Origin of the sequence: Curtobacterium sp. VKM Ac-1376, from assembly GCF_015351025.1 — a bacterium.
Classification (GTDB): Bacteria; Actinomycetota; Actinomycetes; order Actinomycetales; family Microbacteriaceae; genus Curtobacterium.
Genome location: NZ_JADKRV010000027.1, coordinates 1 through 16845 on the forward strand (window position 1 = coordinate 1; position 16845 = coordinate 16845).

Below are 16845 nucleotides of genomic sequence, written 5' to 3' on the forward strand. Positions count from 1 at the left end.
GAGTATGCAAGTGCTCGAGTGGTCTTATCGGCGCGGCGACTGATTCGGGCTCCAGGAAGCCGGGCGGACTCCTTCCCACTTCGGGCACAACGCCCGGTAGAGGATCGGTGACCGGACGTGGCCCGAGCGGCAAGGCGGTGTAGAACGAGTGCATGGACAGGCGCTCGCTTCCGACAAGCACATGGCTGCAGCTCGTCGGTGGAATCGGTCTCATCGTGGTCGGTCTGGTCGCGATTCTCGGTCACCATTTGCCGTGGTTGGGCGTGGCCGCGGTCGTCGTCGGGATTGGAGCCGTCCTAGTGGCGTCACGCACGATGGTCTCGGTGGCCCGCCGGCCGTAGTTCTGGGTTCGCACTAGGGCCGCGCTCTGCTGCTCGGGTAGCCCCTGCCCACCAACGTCGCTGGAGAGCTGTTGGCGGTTCACCAGTGGAGACGATGCCCCAGCCGGTTGCTTGTTTCAGTGGAGGATCGGCTACCGGCGCGCCAAAACTATGGCAGCGGCCACTTCTTGCGGGCGAGACGCTCAATGCGACGGTTGCGCGAAGTGCGGCGCCAGGTTTTCCATGGGTGGCGCACGAAGTCGTGCCGCAAGCGGGTGCCTTCCTCGCGCTTCACAACCCGTGTGTAGCTGGCGCTGGATTCTCGGCGAACCCAGTTCGCGAACTCAACGCGGGACCGGATGAAGAGCTGCAACGCGTCCGCCGCGCGTCGGTCATCTCCCTCCCTAGTCGGGTGGAACGCCCATGCTTCGTAGCTCTGGAGCGCCCCTGCCATGACATCGAGGAGTTGGAAACCAGGGCCCCCGACCTGCTCGCGCCAGCGGTCAATCGGATGCCCGGCCTGTTCGGTATGCAGCGCTGCTGCTGTCACATCGACCTTCCACGCGGCAAGCTCAAGCCCCCGTGCGACTGCCAGCCACTGCTGTCCGATGTCCTCCCGGAGCTTCCTTCGATCGAGAAACCAGCCGATACCGGCCGGCACGAGCCCGAGCAAAAAGCCCGCGATCAAGTTCGGCCAGTCGATCATGCGCAGTTCCGACGTTCGACGGTCGCGGCGTCAAGCACTTGGCTCGTCGTCGTTCTTGGGGAAGAGCGGTTCGCGGGGTGGCCTCGGGCGTCGCGGCGGCTGAGTGCGGTCAAGGTAGCGGGTACCCGCCCTGATGACGATGATCGTTGCCCAGATGTTCAGCACGGTCAGGACGATGGCGACGATGACGAAAAATGGGCTGGGACCAGATGAGTACATGTCGCGATCCTATGGACCGGTTCGGCTCTCATAGGTGCCCGTAAGCCGGTCGTTCACCGGTGCAGGCTCGGACGCCTCGGGCTGATGGCCAAAACCCAGCAGCTACCTAGGACCCCGATTCCCGTATGACTGTCCCGCAAAAATGCCCGGTGAAGGTGCCCTAAACGCTACAGTCGTCGCATGCTTGTCGGATACGCCCGCGTCTCGACCTCTGGCCAGGATCTCGCCGCGCAGCGGGACGGTCTCCATGCTCTCGGGGTCGATCCGGAGAACGTGCACGTTGACCACGGCATGACCGGAACAAACCGTGAACGCCCGGGTCTCCGCGAAGCTCTTGCCGCCGTCCGAGAGGGTGACGTTCTGGTCGTCACCAAACTCGACCGCCTCGCCAGGTCCCTCCCGGACGCTCGTGACATCGCGGACGAGCTGACGCGGAACGGCGTGACGTTAAACCTCGGAGGTTCCGTCTACGATCCGACCGATCCCGTGGGACGGCTGCTGTTCAACGTCCTCGGGATGGTTGCGGAGTTCGAAGCCGACCTCATCCGTGCCCGCACGCGCGAAGGGATGGCGATCGCCAAGGCCGCGGGCAAGCTCCGCGGGAAGAAGCCCAAGCTCTCCGTCTCACAGGAGAAGCACCTGGTCGCGCTGCATCGCGCCGGCATGCACACCACGAGCGAAATCGCCGAGCTGTTCGGTGTCGCCCGCTCGACCGTCTACCGAGCGATCCAGCGTGGCGGAGCGAACCCGCCCGCCGCCTGACGACACGGAGCGAAGCGAGAAGGACGACACCGAGCGAAGCTGCTCACAATTGAGACACCCGGATCCGCAGATTTCCGCGGGTGCCGGCTTCAGTGCAGAGGCGTGCTGTAGCCGATTCTCCCGCCGTTTTCGCGGCGCTACTGGTTCCGCTGTTGAACTTTCTACCCCCTCTAGTGGGGGGTGCGCGGCTAGGTGGTGCTTCGTAGCGTTCGTCGTGGTTGCGCAGTCTCGCCATGGGGGCGATATCGCCTGCTGCGGCCTCTAAGGGGTTCTGCGCGTGTTCGCTACGTCGCCGTTGTTTGTTCGTTCCCGCTGGGTGATGCTTGCCCTGGTCGCGTTGGTGGCGTTGTTTGGTTCACTGCTCGCGGTGGTGAGTCCGCCGCAGGCGGCGCAGGCTGCGGTGACGGGGTCGGGTGGGCAGTACGTGCCGATGCCCTCGAACGCTCGTGTGCTGGGTGGTGCGACGGGGGCGGGGACGTATCGGACGGTGCAGGTGGCTGGGGTTGATGGGTTGCCGTCGTCGGGGATCGGCGCGGTGACGGTGATGGTGACGATCGCTTCCCCGAGTGGTGAGGGGCAGCTGTTTGGTCGACCGTCGTCCTCGGATGCGTCGACGTTGCTGATGGTCTACGACGCTGGTGTCGGTGGGAACACGTCGAACACGGGTCTGCTCGCGGTCGCGAATGACGGCACGATCCAGGTGATGACGGAGACGGCGCAGTCGACCGTGATCATCGATGTCACCGGTTACTACACGTCGACGAAGAACGGTGTTTCCGCCGGCGGGTTCGTGGCGATGTCCCCGGCTCGTGTTTTGGACTCCCGCGACGGTACGGGTGCTGCTGTCGGGCAGATCCCTGCGGGTTCGCAGCGGACGATCCAGGCGACGGGCTCGAACGGTATCCCGGCTGGTGCTGCGGCGGTCGCGGTGAACATCATCGTGATCAACCGTGAAGCGAAGGCCGGCTACGTCCGTCCGACGCCGACCGGTGACACCCGCAGCACGGGTGTTCTGAACTACAACTCGACGGAGGGTCTCTCGACGGCGATGAACGCGCAGGTCGCGTTGAGCGCCGACGGGAAGTTGAGCATCGACACTGCTGCGGATGGCGGGAAGATCGACCTGGTCGTCGACATTCAGGGGTACTTCCTGCAGTCGAATCCGGGTGGTGGCTTCACGCCGCAGTCCGGCCGACTCGTCGACACCCGCACCACGACCAGCATCGCCTCGGGTGCGTCGTTCACGGTGCAGGTCGGTGGCCAGTTCGATGCCCCGACGGTCGAGGGGGGCCTGTCGGCTGCTGCGGTGACGTTCACTGCCGTGAACAACAGTGGCGCTGACTCGTACGCGAAGATGTGGGCTGATGGTGCGGCGGAGCCGGAGTCGTCGGCGATCAGCTCCGACACGACGTCGATCGTGTCGAACACCGTGGTGGCGCCGGTGGGTGCGAACGGGAAGATTCGTATCAAGAACATGGGCAAGGGGGCGATGGACTACGTCGTTGACCTGCAGGGCACGTACAACTCGTTGCCTGGTGGTCCGGGGGAGACGAACCGGACCGGTCAGCGGACGTCGGCGACGACGTTGCCGTTCCCGATCACGGACCAGACCAACACGTCCGTCGATGTCGGGACGGGGAACCTGCTGGTGACCACGACGGCGCTGAGCCTGCCGGGTGTGACGCAGAACACGACGATCGGCGCCGCGTACAACTCGCGCAGCACCACCGTCGGGGACACCAACACGATGGACGCGAACCGGTGGCAGTACGCCCTCGCCGGGGCCGGCGACCTCACGGCGAACGCCGACGGCGTCATCTACACCGACGCCGTCGGGACGACGTGGCAGTTCCGCCCGTCCGGGACGCAGGGTGCGTTCATCAGCCCGGCTGGTCTGCAGCAGACCCTCACCCGGGTCGATAACAGCTCGACGCACGAGTACACGTTGAAGGGGTGGACGTCGAACTCGACGACGCACTTCAACCTCGCGGGCCAGCCCACCTCGATCGTGGACCGGAACGAGAACCAGATCAGCTTCAACTCGGATGAGTCCGGCTACACGCTGCAGTCCCTCGTCTCGACCGCCGGTGTCACCGGGGCGCGGACGGCGAACTCGTCGTACACGAACGGCGTGCAGACGTTCTCGCAGACCAGCGGCTCGAGCACGCGGAGCGTGTCGTGGACGAAGAACAGCAACGGTGACATCACCACGTACACGGACGCCACCGGTAAGAAGACCACGTTCGGGTACACCAGCGGGGACCTCACCTCGATCACCGCGCCCGAGGGTGGCGTGACGGCGTTCACGTACGACTCGTCCGACCGGGTCACCAAGGTCGAGCAGCGCAACACCACTACCGGTTCCCCGGGCACCGCCGTGACGCGGCTCTCCTTCAAGGACGACACCACCACCCTCGTCGCCGATCCCCGGTCGGACCAGGCTGCTGCGGTGGCGGACGCGAAGCACACCACGTACACCCTCGACGGGGGCGACCTTGTTACGAAGGCTGTGGACGCCGCCGGTCGTGAGCGGTCTCGGACGTATAACTCCGCGAACAATGGTGTTGCGACGGCTCAGGTGGGCGCGACCGGTGATGCTGGCACCGGGACGACGGAGAACAAGTACGGGGCGAACAGTAGCCAGTCGCTGACGCAGTCCACGTCCGGTTCCGGTTCCTCCTCGTCCGCAGAGTACGGATCCGGCTCCGCGACGGCGTACTTGCCGTCGAAGGTGACCGACAGCTCGAACAACACCACGACGATCGGCTACGACGGTGTCGGCAACCAGACGTCGTCACAGTCGGGGTCTGATTCCACGATCCAGGCGAAGGTTGCCTACAACTCTGATGGCACGGTGAAGTCCGCGACCGCGCCGGGGAACGGTTCGAACTCAACGGCGTATGCCTACGACGGCAATAAGCAGCTGTCGAAGATCACCCCGCCGACTGGCACCAGCCTCGGGGTGAAGGACTACACGTACGATTCGTTCGGTCGTGTGAAGACGGAGACGGACGGGCGTGGGAACACGACGACGTTCGGGTACGACAACGACGACCGGATGACTTCCACCGCGTTCAGCGACGGCACCACCACGGTGACCAACGTCTACGACGGCAACGGCAACCTCCTCACCGAGGCCTCCGCGACCGGCACCATCACGAACACGTATGACCAGCGGAACCGGCTCATCGCGACGGTGAACACCGCTGGCGGCGGACAGGTGGCGTACGGGTACGACCTCGCCGGGAACATCGCACAGGTCACGGACTCGACCGGCACCGTCACCCACGACTACGACCCGTCTGAGGTCCTCACTGCGACGACGTACCCGACGAACTCGGGAACCGCGGAGCAGATCTACCTGACGGACAGCCAGGGCCGTCGGACCGACACCTGGCTTGGCGCCCCCAACACTGCAACGTCCGGTGTGGAGCCGACGTCGTGGCAGGCGCATCAGAAGCTGACCTACGACAAGTCCAACAAGGTCACAAAGGTGCAGGCCTGGGCCGCGAACGAGGACACGCAGCTCGTCGTCGACACCACCTACTGCTACATGGCAACCACGACCGCGCCGGACTGCACCGTCACGTCCGCGAACGACCGCTCGAAGCTGCAGTGGTCCCGGGACAACATCACCGGGCAGGTCACCAACTACGGGTACACCGACCCCGACGGCGAGCCGACGAAGCACCTGACCGGCATCACGCAGAGCGGCGGCAGCAACCCGACGAACTGGGCGTATTCGTACGATGATGCCGGGAACCGCACCGAGGCGAAGGCCACGAACGCTGCCACCAAGGCTGTGATCAGTGACCAGAAGCTGACCTACAACGCGGCCTCGCAGATCACGTCGGACGGGTACCAGTACGACGGCACCGGCAACCTCATCGCAGCGCCGGGGGAGACGTATACGTACAACGGCGCGCAGCAGCTGACCTCGTCGACGACGGACGGTGTGCAGACCAGCTACGAGTACGCCGGCGCGGACATGAACAGGCTCCTTCACCAGTCCACGGCCGGGGGAGCCGAGTACGACTACACGTATGGCACCACTGACCAGAACGGCGTCCCCGTGATCGCCACCCGCGCAGTCGCCGGTACTGGCACCGCGTCGGTGCTCAGCGATCCCGTCACCGGGCAGCCGCTGGACCTGCGCACGACGGACGGCGCCACCAGCATGTGGGTTCTCGACGGCATGGGAAACCCCACCGCATCGATCGCTGACACTGGCAAGATCGCGTACACGGTCCGCTACGACGCTTACGGTGCCGAGACCGTCACTGCCGGTAAGACCAGCGCCCAGTGGCAGCAGAACCCCTACGGGTACAAGGCCGGCATCCGCTCGAGCAACAGCGACACCGGGCTCACGAAGTTCGGGTACCGGTGGATGTCTGACACGACGGGCAACTGGATCGAACGCGACACCTTCGACGCCCCGCTTGACCCAAGCAATGCGAACCGGTACGCCTACGCCGCCGCCGACCCCATCAACGGATTCGATCCGACCGGACAGCAAACGTATGCACACTGCGTTGCAAAGGCCACGGGCGCAGCTGCAGCTGTGGGAGCCCTGGGGGGTGCGATCGCCACTGCCGAAATCGGAGCGGTTGAAGGCGCGGCGGGGGGCTTCATCCTCGGAGGAGTCGGTGGTCTCATCGGAGGGTCAATCAACTGCGCGCCGTAGATTGAGCGGGGCAACTCCCGCAGCCGATGTCGTGGGTACGTCGACGGAGTGATTGTGAATGGAAGTACAGATTTGGATGACTCGGAACTTTCTGAAGTCAGCGCGAAGCGGACGTGGACTGTGCGGTACCGCATCCCGCTGGCGGTGCTAACCGGAATCTTGGCCGCACTCTGTTTTGTCGCCCTATTCAGCGGCGCCACTGCGCTCGTCTGGGCTGGTATCGGAGGGCTCGTGATCCTCATCGCTTGGGTGGTCGTGTTTCAAATGCTGTATCGACGCGGCTACTGAGCCGAGTTCGCAGACTGTGAGAAGCGCCCCGCCGAAAGCCGACGGGGCGCTTCTCACATCGCTACGGTTGCGAGTCGTCTCGTGGCTGCTGGTCGCGGAGCCCCGTGCTACCCGCGGATGCAGTCTTGCAACCATGCGTCGCAAGGGTCAGGCGGCTCTCACGTCGTGATGATCAATTTCGAGACACACAGCAGTCGAGTCGCGGATGCACCGTGTCTATCTGGAGTGCACCCCAACTGGACGTCAGGCTCCTGACGCGGCGCGCGTCCGAATAGGGTCAGAATTCGGGTTTCCTGACACTTACCGTTGAAGGTCTTAGACTTCAACTGGACAACTAGGAGTCGGAGGCGACGTGTCGGGTCAGCGGGTTGGGTACGTGCGGGTGAGCACGTTGGATCAGAGCACCGTTCGCCAGCTCGACGGCATCGCCCTGGACCGGATGTTTGAGGACAAGGCGTCCGGGAAGGACATCGACCGCCCGCAGCTCGAGGCGATGATCGGCTTCGTCCGCGACGGGGACACGGTGGTGGTGCACTCGATGGACCGGCTCGCCCGGAACCTCGAAGACCTCCGCCGGCTCGTGCGCCGCCTGACGGACAAGAAGGTGCGGGTGGAGTTCGTCAAGGAGCAGCTGACGTTCACGGGGGCGGACAGCGCGATGGCGAACCTGCTGCTGAACATGATGGGCGCGTTCGCCGAGTTCGAACGCGAGCTGATCCGAGAGCGCCAACGAGAGGGCATCGCCCTGGCGAAGCAGCGCGGCGTCTACCGCGGCCGTGCCCGATCCCTCACCGCAGTCCAAGTCGCCGAGTTGCGCGATCGCGCCGGCGCCGGCGTTCCGAAGACCATGTTGGCGAAGGAGTACTGCGTCAGCCGAGAGACCGTGTACGCCTACCTCCGAGCCGCAGCAACACCCGCGGCCGAGTGAGGCAAGAGAGCGTGATCAGAACCGCGCAGATCAGCGTGAACAGTCACAACCCAGATCCCCGGCTTTCTGCGGGTGCCGGATTCGGTGCCGAGGCGTGCGGTAGCCGATCGGCTTTCGGGCACCGGAACCAGCCCTCCTGTATCCGCCGTCGACGCTATCCACTTCGCAGCCGGGCTGTCTCGTGACCGACCACCACGGCGCAAGAGCCGTCGAGCTTTTGCTGCACATGGCTGCGAGGCGGTCAACGCTGGGTCTGCTCTGGGGGCATACTCGCCCACATGCCATTGACAGGGGTGACGTCTGCAGACCTGCACAGCCGCGTAAACGAGGGCCAGCGTGATCTCGTCTCGCTCGTGAAGGAGCGCTCGAGGATCCGACGTAACGTACCTGAGCGCGACGTAATCGCGCACGCGTACGACCTTGCTATTTATGCCGCAAATTCTCGCGTCGAAACATGCGCCCTCATTGCGGCAAAAATAGACACTGCTGGGATAGACCACGTATGGAACAGATACCTTGTTGTCTACTTGCATGCTGCTCTTGAAGCATACCCAAAGCTATCCGGGAGGGTTCTCCGAGAGGCAAAGCGCCTGCACGCTAATGGGCAAACAGCCATCAATGTTGAACGTTTAAACGAGGCACACAGAACCTATAAGGTTGGCGTGAAGCGCATCCAGGATGATCGTGCTTTCATTAGTATGCTGCATCGGGTCAGGAATAATGTGAGTGCCCACCACCTGTCATCCCCAGTTGGTCTCGACGGCCTCATCGGCTGGATTGAGGAGCAGGTAGTGCGCGGCTCCGACTTCGCCGACGAGCTCGTGATGAATACCTTAAAGTGGTCTATGCACGCGACTCATTTTGGGCAGGCAAGCCTCGCTGCCCTCAATGTGACTGAGCTGCCACCAATTCCTCCGAAAGCTAGCTATGATCGCCTGGTTGCTGAGCTAGATGGGAGAGTTGAGCACGAACCCTGTTGAGTGGCATGCGCAAAGTGATGTCGCATGCTAAATGGATGAATCATCGCGGCCGCGGCCGCGTACGAACGCATCGGGAAGGCGCTCGTCTTCCATGACGACGACCCTCGGGCGCCGAGGTAGAGCCCGAGTGATCGCCTCAGCTGCGGATCGGCCATCGGGCGCCCTCTCGGCCTACTTCCGGCCGTGTCCGATTAGTCATGCGCGTCGCGGGTGTCGAGCTCGTACTTCCACAGCGCGCTGACCAGGTGGCCCACAGCGAGCACAGCGTTCAGCCGGGAGTACTGCTTCCCGCGTGCGACGGCGTGCACGGTCGCTTGCCGGTTGAAGGTGGTGGGGATGTCGTCTCCGGTGAAGCTCTGGAAGACGGCCTTGAGCTGTGCGAGGTGTAGCTCGCTCCGGAACAGCTGCGCCTGTTCGTGCTCGCTCTCGATCTTGCGGTAGTGGCCATACCGGCCGTACTTCATCGCCACGATCGTTTCCAGCGTGCTTGCCGCGTACGCCTGCGCGAGATCCGAGAAGTCCGTGCGGATGCCCGCGATCGCGCGCCGCACAGGCTCGACGAACGGGACGTAGTCGGCGGCGGTGATCTGGTCGAGGAGGTGTTCGCACGACTCGAGGACCTCGTCGGCACGTGTCGACACAGCCGAGCGGCGCCCCGCGGGTGTGTCGGCTGCGGCGATGAGCTCGAGCGTCCCGGCGTCGGGGACCCACGCGATCACGAGGCCTTCGGAAATCCAGGTCATCCACTCGTCGGGCTCGTAGTCGATGTCCGCTTCCATGATGTTCGCTGGCAGAGCGGGGCGGACGAGATCCGCGAGGTCTGGGAAGTTCCACCCTTTGGTGCTCTCGCGCAGCGCGTCGACGATCGGCTCGAACCAGGCGGGGGAGTACAGCGGGGCGCTTGCCATCGTCTGCTCGGCGATCCTCCGGCCGAGGTCCGCAAGCGCTGGGGCGTACCCCCAATCGGCGAAGCGCGAAAAGTCGATCGACGGCGTGTATAGCGAGGTGAAGTTCGCGAACATGCTGGCGTCGAACTTCAGTAGACCGAGCCTGTCGACGACGCTCCCCACATCCGCATTGCCCCCGGATCCTGGGACAACGATCCGTCGCGCAGGCTCGTCGCTCTCAGCGTCGTCCCCCTGGACGGATGCTTCGACGTCGGGCGCATCGTCGCACTCATCACGCTCGTGGTCGTCCGGCGTCTCACTGTCGCTCATGCGGTGAACGTAGCTGACGCCGACGGGATCGAGCACTCCAGGGCGCGGGCATCCGATGGGTGCGCATCGGGTTGGCCATCCCGGTTCGCCAACCGGGTAGCCCAACCGGGTTGACAATCGCCACCCCAGGGATAGATACTCGTCTTGTTGTTCCCCGCCGTCTCCGGATTGGCGGGGATTTTTTTACCCCTGGGGAGGGCTCCGTGCTCAGAACGTCAGTCATCGTCGACTACCAGAACGTTCATCTGACGGCCTACGACGTGTTCACCCCAGGTGGTGACCGTCACGACTCATTGATCCACCCGATGCAGTTCGCCAAGCGAGCGATCCAGGAACGTAACGCTCGCCAGCGGGCCGGGTTCCAACACGCGTCGGTGGAGCGAGTCACGGTCTTCCGTGGTCTGCATCACGTCAACTACGACTGGGAGCAGAACCGCCGCGCGCTCGATCAGGCCACACAGTGGCGCAACGATGGCGTTGACGTCCAGCTGCGCGATCTGAAGTACTCCTTCCAGCTCGGTGCCGGCGGGCAGCCAGTTCGCGACATCAACGGGCACAAAATCCCGATCGGCCGGCCCAAGGAGAAGGGCATCGATGTGCTTTGCGCGCTCGCATGTGTCCGAGAAGCCGCGCGACCCGACGTGGATCTGGTCGTGCTCGCTTCGCGGGACACCGACCTGGTACCCGCGCTTGACGAGGTGTACGACTTCCGCGGTGCGGATCCAAAGCGCTATGCCGGCATCGAGACGTTCTCGTGGTTCAACAAGCACTGGAAGCGAGAGGGCGCCAGAAGCGGCGGGAGTCTGCTACCGACCGCCCCGCGTCGGATCTGGAACACAAACCTCGACCGGTCCTGCTACGACGCGTCGATTGACCGGAACGACTACCGGTAACAGGCCCGCACACTACTGGCGACTGGCCCGACGCTCCATCACATCAGCAGGCGACAACAGTTCGAGCCGCCACTGCTCGCTGTCGTCCTCCAAATAGCGGGTGATGCCGTCCAGGATCCGGCCCCAGATATCCACGGTCACCCAGTTCGTGACGACCTTGTCCATCCCAGGGCTCATCTCTGGGTCGATCTTGTGCAACAGCCAGGTCTGCAGTTGCTTCGTGACTGACTTCGCCCCTTGACGGTCAGCGCGATCGAACTCGCCGTGTGCGGCCGATACTTCACCAAACGCTGTCCACGGTGGTTCATCACCGCGAAACGCTTGTGCTGTCACGTCCACGAGGTGCTTGAGCCGCTCCACCTCGATTGCACGCTCTCGCCGGGCGGTCTGCTGCATCACTTTGTTGGACTGGCGAAGGGCACGGATCGAGACGACGAGCGCGGCGCCCGCGAGCAGGATGGAAGCTCCCCCGCTAACCGACGGCAGGATGATGCCTGACCACCAATCGAAGGCGGTCAATGCTTCCGACGCAGCGAGCACGAATTGATCCTATGCGGCAGCGGGGGTGCGGCTGCCACCCCGAAGAACCCGGTGGTCGATCAGCTGACTACTTACGCATCCGAGCGTTGATGTCGAGCAGGTCGTCGCCAGGGAACAGTGCGTAGAGCAGGGCTGTGTCCCATTCGCCACCGCCGTAGTCGCGAGCGTTGTTGATGGTCTGTTCGGGGATTTTGGCGTCACGAATGAGTGCGCCAATGGTGTCGTCGACGTAGGACGCCTGGACCTCGTTGTCATGTCCCGGGGATCCGTTGGGCGAGGCTCGGAGTAGCCGGGCGAGGCTTTCCAGGATGAGAACGGCGTCCACGGCAGTGCGATCTGATGTAGGCATGATTCACGCTCGCACTGCTGTGGAAGCGAGGGCGTTGCTTGCCAGGTACTTGTCAGAACCCTCTCGGCTAACTCTGTTCGGTGAGGAGTGGGACGGCTTCGGTGTAGTTGAGGGTGCGTGGGGTTTCCGGAGTGATGCTGCTGAGCAGTGCTTCCAGGCGCGGGTTTCGTGGCTTGGAACTCGTCTCTCCGGTGAGGGCTTCGCGGGCGAGGCTCGGGAAGTCTCGGAGGGCCTGGGAAGTGGGGAGCGGGTGTACAGCACCGTCGGCAGTAAGTGCCCACGCGACGAGGGCTGACGTACCTGGGTCGCGGGCGGTTAGGAGCTCGCTGACCATTGCCGGCCAGGCGTCGGCGAGGGTGCCGTCGTCGGTGGTGTCGTCGTACCCGTTCCACGCCAGCACGGTGACGTAGCTGGGGTTTAAAGCGACGTACTGTCGTCCCACCCGTGCCAGCATCGGCGGGTGCGCCGGATCGGCGGACAGTGCATGGGCCTGTAGCCGCCGTGCCCTGGCCGTGCTGACTTCTTCGTCGGTGAGGGCGATCGCGTCTCGGCGGAGGGTGTCAAACCCTGCTTGCCAGCGATCGGGCAGATGCTGCAGGTGCTGCAGGTGCTGCAGGTGCTGCAGGTGCAGAGTCTTCGGCGAGGAGTACCCCCAGTCGCCGAAGTAGGTGAGGATCGCGTCAGCGACGAGTGCCGGCACTCCCGGCGTCGACGTGATGTGCGACACGGCGGCGAAAAACGAGGTCTTTTCGCCGTATCGCAGGTCGTCGGGCACGGGCAACGACTGCAGCGTGATCGCGAGGGCAGTGCCGTCAGGGAGTTGGCTATCGACGTCATCCCGTTCCTGGTCGACGGCGTTGTAGAGCTCTTTCTCGAGGGTGCGGTAGCTCTCTCGGAGCAGCTCGGTCGGGGCGGCGTCGCGGTACGTCGGCACCATCAGTGCCGCGTTCCACAGGGCTTGCGTTGAGGCCGGCACAATGACGGGAACAGGGCGCCCGGGCGCCCACATTGATACGTTCGCGGCAGTGATGCAGCTTGTCGGCCATACCGGAACGGCGTCCCATCCGAGGCAGGCCGCGACGTCCTGTGCCGGCACGTTGTACCAGCGAGGCATCGGAGCGTTCCGCCTATCCGACGTGAACAGATCTCGATGTAGAACCGCCACGCGCACCAGGTTCGGGACGTAGTACAGCTTGCCGGCGACGGGGATATGGACCACGGCGAGATGGCGGGTGCTCTGACTGCCGGGTAGCGTTCCGAAGAACTCTTTTGCGATTGCCGTGTCGTCCTCCGGCGTGACGAACCAGTCATCGTCGAGGGCTGTCACGACTAGGAGGTCGTACGTGGCTCCGTGCCCTCGCGGGCGGTACAGCTCCGCCCACACGTGATGTGAACGCTGCCCGCTGGCGATCGTGACGATGCGGCGCGCGCCCTGCTCGAAGGCAGGCTGGTAGCGGACCTCGCTCGGGTGGGGCAGCAGTGGCGGGATAATCTCAGCACTCCCGTACCCGCGCACCAAGGCCGTGCGGAGCACCGCCTCGAGGTGCCATGACGCCCCGCGGACACCGTGCTCCTTCTCCGGAGCGCCCAGAATCGGATCGGGTGTAGCTCTGGTGCCGGCGAGCTGCCGGAACCGCGAGAGTGAGATGCCGAGCAGGCGGGCGCTCTCCTGCGCCGAGAGCGTGGCACCCGGCATGAGGTAGTTGTGCGAGCCGAACTGAATCGCCGAGTCCTTCATATCGAAAACCGTACCTTTCCGTGCATGAAAAAGTAATCTCCTTGCTTGCCTGAGTCTCAGAGGGGGTCCGCGTCCGGAGTCGAGAGCGCGCTCGGTGGCCATCTACGGGGGCTCAGGTGCGAGTGGGAACGGTCATCAGACGGGTGCGTACGCTCACGTCTCGTGGACGATGAGCTCGAAGCGCTGCAATGGCGCACCGTCGACGAGCTCGCAGCGCTGCGCCGCCGCGCGATCAAGCAGTTGAACCTCCTCGGCCGCTCCGCGGCCGACTTCTCGGCGTCGGAGGCAGCGCTGCAGCGCACGCTTGAGCTGGTGGTGCAGGTCCAGGACGAACGCCGTCAGCACTGACCGGGAGCGGTGGCTAAGAGCCGAGTGCCGCCTGCGCTGCCCGGCAGGTGGGGCACCAGTCGACGTCGTCTGCTGAGCAGTCCCACCCGTACGATTCCGCATGGCCGCGCGCACCGTGGTAGCTGACCGCGTTGGGGCCGATCAGAGCCAGCCTTGCGCTGCACTGGTAGCCATCGCAGGTGAGCATGATCGCGGGATGGATTGCCATGCCCCTATCGTCTCTCGCCGGTGTCAGGCGCCGACCGTGATGCCCAGACTGATCCAACCGTCGGGAATCGACTGCAGGTACGCCGCCAGGGCGGCGTCGTATTTCGGCCCGGGCGCCTCGTGCGGTCGGAACTCGGTCGACCGGGCGGCAGCGCGGACGGTGATGTTCCCGGCCGCGGTCGAGCTCAGCGTGTTCGTCTGCACGACGTCGTACCCGCTGAGATCCAGACCGTCGACGGCGCGGGCCCGGGCGGTGCTTTGGTCGTCTGCGTGGCCGTCAGCGGTGATGGTGTTCGTGGAGCGGATCGTGCCGCGGACGGTGGTCATGGACCCATCCTCACAGCGCGATCCGACACCTGCGGTGTCGGCGGCCGCGGTCATCATCGGTGGCATGCCCGAACACCGGTGGGCGCCACCGAGCCACCCGATCCGCCCGAGGACCAGCCGCTCGGCATCGACGCCCCGCCGGCGCCGGAGCGAGTGTCCGGCTACCCGGCGGTGTGGCGCGGGTCGAGTTCACCCGGTCGGGCCTGCAGACGTGCCCCGGGTTCGTGGAGCAGGCGGACGGCGACGCCGCCTACGTGCAGCTCGTCCACATGGGCTTCGTGCACCACGTGTGGCTACCCATGGACCGGATCAAGAAGCAGTCCCTGAAGCCGCAGGGGCGCCACTGATGGGCGGGCGCCGGCGCGGCCGCTGGGGTGCCCGAAGAAGCCGTGTCGCTGCCCGCAGACGCCCGTGGAGGCCCGGTTGGCGACGTCGTGCCGCCGGCGCCCGTGCACGCGTGGATCCGCACCTACCGCGGTGTCGATCGCCGCGTGGAAGCGAAGGCGATCGCAGTGACGGGCGATGCGGTGCTGGTCGAGTGGGGGAGCGGCCAGGCCGCGACCGCGGCATGGGTGTGGCTGGCGGCCGTGAAGCACCGCGTCGTGATCACAACCTCCCTGTAGCGCGACGGGTCAGCCCCTATGCAGAGTGGTGCTCTCGCTGCTGTTCTGCGACGCGGTTGATCTCCGCCGTGATGGCGCGGAGCTCGTCAACGCCGACGCCGAGGCCGCCCTTAGTGCACACCTGGACGAAGGTGATCCCGTGGGTGCGTTCAACGCGGGTGTATTCGAGGGCGGCGTCGACGCGGTCGGTTGTCTCGTCGTCCGGTCCCACGAGGTAGGACTGGACAACCTCGTAGTAGTCCGCGATCGCGGCGAGCTCGTCGGGGTGCTCGTCGACGACACCCTGGTCGCCGTCGTGCAACGCCTCCCACGTTCGCTGGTCGATGTGCGTGCCACGCTCGGCTAACCAGATACTGGCTAGTGCGTACGTGACACGCTCTCCCGGTCTCGTTGAGTTGACACCCCGTCGCGGAACCCACAAGATGTGAGCGCTCACACGAGCGCATCCCACGGGGCACAGCAGCCCCGGCACCCGAGGCGTCGAGGACGACGCGAAGGAACAGAGGTACTTCGATGATGAAGCGCAGGATCATCGCGGGCGTCGCAGCCGTCGGCATCGCGATCTCGCTGGCCGCTTGTTCGGCCGGCGGCCGTGCATCCACCGATGGTGGCGGCAGCGGCGACAACAAGGGCGCCCTCGTCGGCGTCGCCATGCCCACCAAGGTCTCCGAGCGGTGGATCAAGGACGGCAACGCCGTCAAGAGCGACCTCGAGAAGGCCGGCTACAAGGTCGACCTCGAGTACGGCGACAACAAGGTCCAGCAGCAGGCCCAGCAGGTCAGCAACATGATCACCAAGGGCGCGAAGGTCCTGATCATCGCGTCCATCGACGGTGGCGCACTCTCCGACCAGCTCGACGCCGCCGCCAAGGCCGGCATTAAGGTGATCTCGTACGACCGCCTGCTCACGGGCAACAAGAACGTCGACTACTACGTGTCCTTCGACAACGAGAAGGTCGGCGTCGACCAGGCGAACAGCCTGCTCACCGGCCTCGGCGTGCTTGACGCGGACGGCAAGGAGACCGGCGAGAAGGGCCCCTTCAACATCGAGGTCTTCGCCGGCTCGCTCGACGACAACAACGCGGGCTTCTTCTTCAACGGCGCGATGAAGACCCTCAAGCCGTATCTCGAGGACGGCACGCTGAAGATCCAGTCCGGCCAGGACGAGCTGTCCCAGGCCGCGACGCAGCAGTGGGACCCGGCCACGGCCAAGGCCCGCATGCAGAACCTGGTCGCGAAGTCGTACTCCGGCGGCACCACGCTCGACGGCGTGCTCTCGCCGTACGACGGCATCTCGATCGGCATCATCTCCGCGCTGCAGGGCGCCGGCTACGGCACGAGCGACCGTCCGCTCCCGACCGTCACGGGTCAGGACGCCGAGGCGGCTTCGGTGAAGTCGATCATCGCCGGCCAGCAGTACTCGACCATCTACAAGGACACGCGCAAGCTCGCGAAGCAGTCCGTCACCATGGCCGAGGACCTGCTCACGGGCAAGAAGCCCGAGGTCAACGACACGAAGAGCTACGACAACAAGGTCAAGGCCGTCCCGACCTTCCTGTTCCAGCCGACGGTCGTCACGAAGGATAACTACAAGGAAGTCCTCGTCGACTCCGGGTACTACACCGAAGCCGACCTGAAGTAGTCAGGGCCCATCTCACGGACCGGAGGCGCGGTGCCATCCCGCACCGCGCCTCCAGTCCGTCTCCACCAGCGCGCG

17 protein-coding genes are annotated in these 16845 nt (G+C 64.9%); 9 read left to right on the forward strand and 8 right to left on the reverse strand.

The features are described 5' to 3' along the window. Positions 1 to 489 precede the first annotated feature (489 nt). Together ITJ56_RS17255 and ITJ56_RS17260 are read right to left on the reverse strand one after the other, a co-directional pair. Positions 490 to 1026: a hypothetical protein gene (locus ITJ56_RS17255; RefSeq protein ID WP_194631866.1), complete on the reverse strand. Its 537-nt coding sequence runs from the start codon at positions 1024 to 1026 to the stop codon at positions 490 to 492. Positions 1027 to 1056: 30 nt separating this feature from the next. Then, entirely contained in the window at positions 1057 to 1245 is a 189-nt protein-coding gene (locus ITJ56_RS17260) for a hypothetical protein (RefSeq protein WP_194631867.1), read from the reverse strand. Between the two features lie 180 nt (positions 1246 to 1425). Here ITJ56_RS17260 and ITJ56_RS17265 point away from each other — a divergent pair, with 180 nt between their 5' ends. From ITJ56_RS17265 to ITJ56_RS17280, 4 genes are all read left to right on the forward strand, one after another. Then, entirely contained in the window at positions 1426 to 2007 is a 582-nt protein-coding gene (locus tag ITJ56_RS17265; RefSeq protein ID WP_194631868.1) for a recombinase family protein, read from the forward strand. Between the two features lie 622 nt (positions 2008 to 2629). After that, positions 2630 to 6691 (forward strand): beta strand repeat-containing protein, encoded by a 4062-nt coding sequence (locus ITJ56_RS17270; RefSeq protein WP_228518143.1) that lies wholly within the window; start codon positions 2630 to 2632, stop codon positions 6689 to 6691. A 640-nt stretch (positions 6692 to 7331) separates the two neighbouring features. Then, positions 7332 to 7907 (forward strand): recombinase family protein, encoded by a 576-nt coding sequence (locus tag ITJ56_RS17275; RefSeq protein WP_194631870.1) that lies wholly within the window; start codon positions 7332 to 7334, stop codon positions 7905 to 7907. 293 nt (positions 7908 to 8200) lie between these two features. Then, entirely contained in the window at positions 8201 to 8887 is a 687-nt protein-coding gene (locus tag ITJ56_RS17280; protein ID WP_228518144.1) for a hypothetical protein, read from the forward strand. A 191-nt stretch (positions 8888 to 9078) separates the two neighbouring features. Here ITJ56_RS17280 and ITJ56_RS17285 read toward each other — a convergent pair whose 3' ends face one another. Beyond that, positions 9079 to 10140, reverse strand: coding sequence for a hypothetical protein (locus ITJ56_RS17285; RefSeq protein WP_194631872.1), 1062 nt, complete (start codon positions 10138 to 10140; stop codon positions 9079 to 9081). Positions 10141 to 10307: 167 nt separating this feature from the next. Here ITJ56_RS17285 and ITJ56_RS17290 point away from each other — a divergent pair, with 167 nt between their 5' ends. Then, positions 10308 to 10997: an NYN domain-containing protein gene (locus ITJ56_RS17290; RefSeq protein ID WP_194631873.1), complete on the forward strand. Its 690-nt coding sequence runs from the start codon at positions 10308 to 10310 to the stop codon at positions 10995 to 10997. A 12-nt stretch (positions 10998 to 11009) separates the two neighbouring features. Here the strand turns inward: ITJ56_RS17290 and ITJ56_RS17295 are convergent, their stop codons facing one another. From ITJ56_RS17295 to ITJ56_RS17305, 3 genes are all read right to left on the reverse strand, one after another. Then, the gene (locus ITJ56_RS17295; protein ID WP_194631874.1) at positions 11010 to 11537 is read right to left on the reverse strand and encodes a hypothetical protein; all 528 of its coding nucleotides are present in this window, start codon (positions 11535 to 11537) and stop codon (positions 11010 to 11012) included. Between the two features lie 67 nt (positions 11538 to 11604). Then, the gene (locus ITJ56_RS17300) at positions 11605 to 11862 is read right to left on the reverse strand and encodes a hypothetical protein (RefSeq protein WP_194631875.1); all 258 of its coding nucleotides are present in this window, start codon (positions 11860 to 11862) and stop codon (positions 11605 to 11607) included. A gap of 91 nt (positions 11863 to 11953) precedes the next feature. Next, the gene (locus ITJ56_RS17305; protein ID WP_194631876.1) at positions 11954 to 13624 is read right to left on the reverse strand and encodes a hypothetical protein; all 1671 of its coding nucleotides are present in this window, start codon (positions 13622 to 13624) and stop codon (positions 11954 to 11956) included. Between the two features lie 162 nt (positions 13625 to 13786). Here ITJ56_RS17305 and ITJ56_RS17310 point away from each other — a divergent pair, with 162 nt between their 5' ends. Continuing rightward, on the forward strand, positions 13787 to 13972 hold the full coding sequence (locus ITJ56_RS17310; RefSeq protein ID WP_194631877.1) for a hypothetical protein: 186 nt from the start codon (positions 13787 to 13789) through the stop codon (positions 13970 to 13972). Positions 13973 to 14203: 231 nt separating this feature from the next. Here the strand turns inward: ITJ56_RS17310 and ITJ56_RS17315 are convergent, their stop codons facing one another. Next, positions 14204 to 14506, reverse strand: coding sequence for a hypothetical protein (locus ITJ56_RS17315; protein ID WP_194631878.1), 303 nt, complete (start codon positions 14504 to 14506; stop codon positions 14204 to 14206). Between the two features lie 173 nt (positions 14507 to 14679). Here ITJ56_RS17315 and ITJ56_RS17320 point away from each other — a divergent pair, with 173 nt between their 5' ends. Beyond that, positions 14680 to 14853 (forward strand): hypothetical protein, encoded by a 174-nt coding sequence (locus tag ITJ56_RS17320; RefSeq protein WP_194631879.1) that lies wholly within the window; start codon positions 14680 to 14682, stop codon positions 14851 to 14853. 42 nt (positions 14854 to 14895) lie between these two features. Further along, complete coding sequence (locus ITJ56_RS17325) at positions 14896 to 15129, forward strand: hypothetical protein (protein WP_194631880.1); 234 nt, start codon at positions 14896 to 14898, stop codon at positions 15127 to 15129. A gap of 16 nt (positions 15130 to 15145) precedes the next feature. Here the strand turns inward: ITJ56_RS17325 and ITJ56_RS17330 are convergent, their stop codons facing one another. Next, the gene (locus tag ITJ56_RS17330) at positions 15146 to 15565 is read right to left on the reverse strand and encodes a hypothetical protein (protein ID WP_194631881.1); all 420 of its coding nucleotides are present in this window, start codon (positions 15563 to 15565) and stop codon (positions 15146 to 15148) included. A gap of 77 nt (positions 15566 to 15642) precedes the next feature. On the opposite strand from ITJ56_RS17330, the gene chvE reads away from it, so the two are divergent. Further along, positions 15643 to 16770: a multiple monosaccharide ABC transporter substrate-binding protein gene (gene chvE, locus ITJ56_RS17335; RefSeq protein WP_194631882.1), complete on the forward strand. Its 1128-nt coding sequence runs from the start codon at positions 15643 to 15645 to the stop codon at positions 16768 to 16770. Positions 16771 to 16845 lie beyond the last annotated feature (75 nt).

What these genes read in the sequence shown, in the direction of transcription:
- ITJ56_RS17255 (WP_194631866.1), bottom strand. Translation starts at nt 1,026, where the DNA reads ATGATCGACTGGCCGAACTTGATCGCGGGCTTTTTGCTCGGGCTCGTG.
- ITJ56_RS17315 (WP_194631878.1), bottom strand. Translation starts at nt 14,506, where the DNA reads ATGACCACCGTCCGCGGCACGATCCGCTCCACGAACACCATCACCGCT.
- ITJ56_RS17305 (WP_194631876.1), bottom strand. Translation starts at nt 13,624, where the DNA reads ATGAAGGACTCGGCGATTCAGTTCGGCTCGCACAACTACCTCATGCCG.
- ITJ56_RS17270 (WP_228518143.1), top strand. Translation starts at nt 2,630, where the DNA reads ATGGTCTACGACGCTGGTGTCGGTGGGAACACGTCGAACACGGGTCTG.
- ITJ56_RS17260 (WP_194631867.1), bottom strand. Translation starts at nt 1,245, where the DNA reads ATGTACTCATCTGGTCCCAGCCCATTTTTCGTCATCGTCGCCATCGTC.
- ITJ56_RS17265 (WP_194631868.1), top strand. Translation starts at nt 1,426, where the DNA reads ATGCTTGTCGGATACGCCCGCGTCTCGACCTCTGGCCAGGATCTCGCC.
- chvE (WP_194631882.1), top strand. Translation starts at nt 15,643, where the DNA reads ATGATGAAGCGCAGGATCATCGCGGGCGTCGCAGCCGTCGGCATCGCG.